Source organism: Nocardia heshunensis, from assembly GCF_054782115.1.
Genome location: NZ_BAAGTC010000012.1, coordinates 1 through 5391, shown reverse-complemented (window position 1 = coordinate 5391; position 5391 = coordinate 1). Strand labels below are relative to the sequence as shown.

At 68.8% G+C, this 5391-nt stretch carries 1 protein-coding gene; it reads left to right on the top strand.

The window, feature by feature from the left end:
- A partial coding sequence (locus ACYVN4_RS35625; protein ID WP_460726979.1) for an amino acid adenylation domain-containing protein occupies window positions 1-5391 on the top strand: 5391 nt, incomplete at both ends.

Genomic DNA, 5391 nt, shown 5'->3' with positions numbered 1-5391 from the left:
GTCTGCCCGCGTACATGGTGCCGTCCTCGGTCATGGTCATCGACCGGGTGCCGTTGACCCCCGTCGGCAAGCTGGATCGCCGGGCGCTGCCCGAGCCGGTCTTCGCCACCGAGGTGGTCTTCCGGGCCGCGCGTAACCCCCTCGAGCACACCATCGCCGAGGTCTTCGCCGAGGTGCTGGGTCTCGAGCGGGTCGGCATCGACGATTCGTTCTTCGCGCTGGGCGGCGACTCCATCGTCTCCATCCAGCTGGTGTCCCGCGCCAAGGCGCGTGGCGTGGTGTTCAGCCCGCGTGACGTGTTCGAGCAGCGCACCGTGTCCGGGCTGGCCGCGGTCGCGCAAACCGCTGACGGCCAGGACGATTCGGCTCCGCAGCTGACCGAGCTGCCGGGCGGCGGCGTGGGTGTCATGCCGCTGACGCCGGTGGTGCGGTTCATGGCGGGACGGCCGGGCGAGTTCGGCCGGTTCAACCAGACGATGGCTCTGGAACTGCCGATCGGTATCGATCGGGCGGGGATCGCGGCCACCGTCGGCGCGGTCATCGACCGCCACGACATGCTGCGGGCGCGTCTGCGCCGGGTGCCGGACGCGGACTGGATCGTCGAGACCGCCGCTGCCGGAACGATCGACGCGGATGCGCTGATCGACCGCACCGACTTCGACGCGGGCGTCAGCGATGAGCAGCTGCTCGAGATCGCCACCGCCGCACTCGATGCCACCCTCGACAAGCTGGATCCCGCTGCGGGGTCGATCATTCGAGTCGTCTGGCTGGAACCGTCGGACCAGAGCCGTTCCGGTCGCCTCGTCGTCGCTGCGCACCACCTGGTGGTCGACGGTGTCACCTGGCGAATCCTGGTGCCGGACTTCGTGACCGTGTGGGGGCAGCTGTCGGCCGGACAGACCCCCGAGCTGGTCGCCCCGGCCACCAGCATGCGCACCTGGGCGCACGCCCTCGAGCGTGAGGCCGCCACCGACGAGCGCGTGGCCGAGCTGTCGTTCTGGCGTGACGTCGTCGAAGGCCCGGATCCGCTGCTCACCGGGCGCGCGATGGATCCGGCCGTGGATGTCACCGCGGCGATCCGCAAGCTGCGTGTCGAGTTGTCCACGGAGGTCACCAAGTCCCTGCTGACGACTGTCCCGGCGTTGTTCCATGGCGGCGTGAACGATGGTCTGCTGACCGCGCTGGCTCTCTCTGTCGCGAAGTTCCGCGCTGCCAGGGGCATTCACGGGGAGAAGTCTGCCTTGGTCCGGCTGGAGGGCCACGGGCGTGAAGAAGAGGTCGTGCCCGGTGCTGACCTCTCGCGCACTGTCGGCTGGTTCACCGCCATCTTCCCGGTGCGTTTCGACCTGTCGGGGATCGATGTGGAGGCCGCCCTGACCGGTGGTCCCGCCATGGGCCGGGCCATCAAGGCTGTCAAGGAGCAGTTGCTGTCGGTGCCGGACAAGGGCATCGGTTACGGCCTGCTGCGCTACATGAACTCCGACACCGCCGCGCAGCTGCCCAAGCAGCTGCCGGGCCAGGTCAGCTTCAACTACCTGGGCCGCGTCAACGACGCCGATGTGCCCGAGGCGCTGCGCGGGTTCGGCTGGATCCCGGCCGCGGACCTGGCCGATCTGGCGGGTGCCTACGACGGCGACATGCCCGCCATGGCCCCGATCGACATCAACGCGATCGTGGTCGGCGACAAGCTGACCGCCAACATCGGCTACCCGAGCACGCTGCTCACGGCGGCGGAGGTCGAGCATTTCGCCGCCTTCTGGGTTGAGGCCCTGGAAGCCGTTGCCCACCACGTCAATTCGGCACGGGTTGGCGGGCACACCCCGTCTGACTTCGGTCTGGTCCGCGTCCTTCAGCGCGATATCGACGGCTGGGAGCGGCGTTTCGGCGAACTCGACCAGGTGTGGCCGCTGGCAGCGCTGCAGGCTGGTCTGCTCTTCCACGCACAACTGGCCGCCACCTCCGTGGACATCTACACCGCCCAGGTCGTGCTCACCCTCGAAGGACGGGTCGACGCCGACCGGCTGCGTGTCGCCGCTCAGGCGCTCATCGACCGGCACGAGATCCTGCGCACCGCCTACGTTTCCGACGTGGCGGGCACCCCGATGCAGTTGGTGATCAACGGCGTCCGCGCCGCGTTCAAGGTGCACGATCGTACCGAGACCGGCGACGCGAGTGACATCATCGCCACGGACCGGGTCGAGCGCTTCGATCTGACCGAGCCGCCGCTGATTCGCTTCACCTTGGTGCAGACAGCCTCAGACCGCTGGCAGCTGGCGGTGGCGAATCATCACATCCTGCTCGACGGCTGGTCCATGCCGCTGCTCATGCAGGACCTGCTGGTTCTCTACGCCACGCACTCCGACGCCGCCGTGCTGCCGCCGGTGCGGTCCTACCGCTACTTCCTGGAATGGGTTGCCGCGCAGGATCGTTCGGCCTCGCTGGCCGCCTGGCAGACCTCGCTGCGCGGGGTGTCGGAGCCGACCCTGCTCACCCGCCCGGACGCCGCGCACGAGATCACCGCGCTGTCGGGCGAGTACTTCTTCGACCTGGACGAGGCCGCGACCGCGCGCCTGACCGCGCTGGCCGCCGAGATCGGTGTCACCCCCAACACCGTGTTGCAGGTGGCGTGGGGTCTGCTGCTGGGCCGCCTCACCGGTCGCGAGGACGTGCTGTTCGGCACCACCGTGTCCGGTCGCCCGGCACAGCTGTCCGGCGTGGAATCCATGGTGGGCCTGTTCATCAACACCGTCCCGGTGCGGGTCGCGTTCGACCCGGCCGAGTCGGCGCGCTCGCTGCTCACCCGCACCCAGGGCGAGCAGGCAGACCTGCTCGACCACCACTACGTGGGCCTGGCCGACATCCAGTCGGCCGCGGGCATCGGCGGGCTGTTCGACACCCTGGTGGTGTTCGAGTCCTACCCCGTTGACGCCGAAGGCATCCGGGCCAAGGCCGCCGATATCGACGGCATGGCCGTCACCGGCCTCGACGCCGCCGACGCCACCCACTACCCGCTGACGCTGATCGCTCAGCTCGACACGCGCCTGCGCATTCGCGCGGGTTACCTGCGCGACCTGTTCGACGAGGACACCGTCGCCCGCATCGCCGAACGCCTGGTGCGGGTGCTGACCGCCATCACCTCCGAACCGGCTGCGGCCGTGGGCGATATCGAACTCGTCGATGCCGCCGAGCGCGAGCTCGTGGTGAAGACCTGGAACGACACCGCCTTCGATGTGGACGCTGCCCTGGCGCTAGTCGTCCCGTCGGCCCCCTCGTCATCCCACCATGTCCTCGGCCGGGACACACAGGACGAGGCGTTGGATTCCGGCAGAGAGCTCGCCGAAATGACGGTGGAGGATCCGAACACGCTGGTCGCGTTGTTCGAAGCTCAAGCCGCGCGCACGCCTGAGGCAACCGCCGTCAGCTTCGAGGGGACAAGTCTGTCCTACGCCGAGTTCGGCGCGCAGGTGCATCGCCTGGCCCGCTGGCTCGTCGAGCGCGGTGTCGGCGCGGAATCGTTTGTGGCGCTGGGTATGCGGCGCTCCATCGATCTCGTGGTCGGCATGTACGCGGTCGCCGTGACCGGTGCCGCCTACGTGCCACTGGATCCCGATCACCCGGCCGAGCGCATCGAGTACATCCTCGAGACCGCCGACCCGGTGACCGTGCTGACCTCCGGCGAGGACCTGGCCATCGACACCGCACAGGTGCGCATCGACAAGCTGGAGCTCAGCGCCTACTCGGCGGCTCCGCTGCGCGATGCGGAACGCCGTGCCCCGCTACGGGATTCGAACACCGCCTACGTCATCTTCACCTCCGGCTCGACGGGTCGCCCGAAGGGTGTGGCGGTGCCGCACTCGGCCATCGTCAACCGCCTGCTGTGGATGCAAGCCGAGTACGGCCTCACGCCGCAGGACGTCGTCCTGCAGAAGACGCCCGCCACCTTCGACGTGTCGGTATGGGAGTTCTTCTGGCCCCTGCAGATCGGCGCAACGCTGGTTGTCGCCAAGCCCGAAGGCCACCGAGACCCGGCCTACCTGGCCGATCTCATCACAGCTGAGGGCGTGACCGTCACCCACTTCGTGCCGTCGATGCTGGGGGTGTTCGTGGCCACCCTGGCGGACCGGGGATTGGAGGCCACCCACTGCACCAGCCTGCGCAAGGTCTTCGCGTCCGGTGAAGCCCTGTCGCCGAAGCCGTCGCATAAGCTGCGCGCGCTGACCGGTGCGGAGCTGCACAACCTCTACGGCCCGACCGAGGCCGCGGTCGACGTCACCTACCACCGGGTCGTCGACGCCGACGTGGACACGGTGCCGATCGGCCGCCCGGTGTTCAACACCCAGGTGTACGTGCTGGATTCGCGACTGCGGCCGGTGCCGGTCGGTGTCGCGGGTGAGCTGTACCTGGCGGGCGTGCAGTTGGCGCGCGGTTACGTGGCGCGACCGGATCTGTCCTCGGATCGCTTCGTGGCCAACCCGTTCGCCGACGGAGAGCGCATGTACCGCACCGGTGACCTCGTCGTCTGGACCGCGGACGGCGAACTGGACTACATCGGCCGCACCGACTTCCAGGTCAAGCTGCGCGGTCTGCGCATCGAGCTCGGCGAGATCGAATCCGCGCTCACCGCACTGGATTCCATCGCCCAGTCGGTGGTCGTGGTGCGCAGCGATGTGCACACCGGCGATCAGCTGGTCGGCTACGTCATCGCCGCTGCGGGTGTGACCGTCGATGTCGAGGGCGTGCGCGCGGAGATCGGCGAGACCCTCGCCGCGTACATGGTGCCGTCGATGCTGATAGTGCTCGACGAGTTCCCGCTCAATGCCTCCGGGAAGCTGGATCGTAAGGCGCTGCCCGCGCCGGTGTTCGAGGCCGCGGTGTTCCGCGCCCCGGTGACTCCGGTCGAGCAGATCGTGGCCGGTGTGTTCGCCGAGATCCTGGGCCTCGAGCGGGTCGGTCTCGACGACGATTTCTTCGCGCTGGGCGGCAACTCGCTGATCGCTACCCAGGTGGCGGCGCGCCTGTCGGCCGCGCTGGAGACCCAGCTCGGTGTCCGTGAAATCTTCGAGTCGTCGACGGTGGCCGCGCTGGCGGCCAAGGCCGAAACCCATTCCAGCCCTATGCGTCAGCCGCTGGTCGCGCAGCAGCGCCCTGAGCGGTTGCCGTTGTCCCTTGCGCAGCAGCGCATGTGGTTCCTCAACCGGTTCGATCCCGAATCGGCCGTGGACAATATCCCGGCGGCCGTGCGCCTCTCAGGTCTGGTGGATCGCCAGGCCCTGCAGATCGCGGTGGCCGACGTGCTCGCGCGCCACGAGTCGCTGCGCACCCGCTACCCGGAGATCGACGGGCAGGCGTTCCAGGAGATCGTGCCCACCGGCCAGGTCATTCCCGATCTGA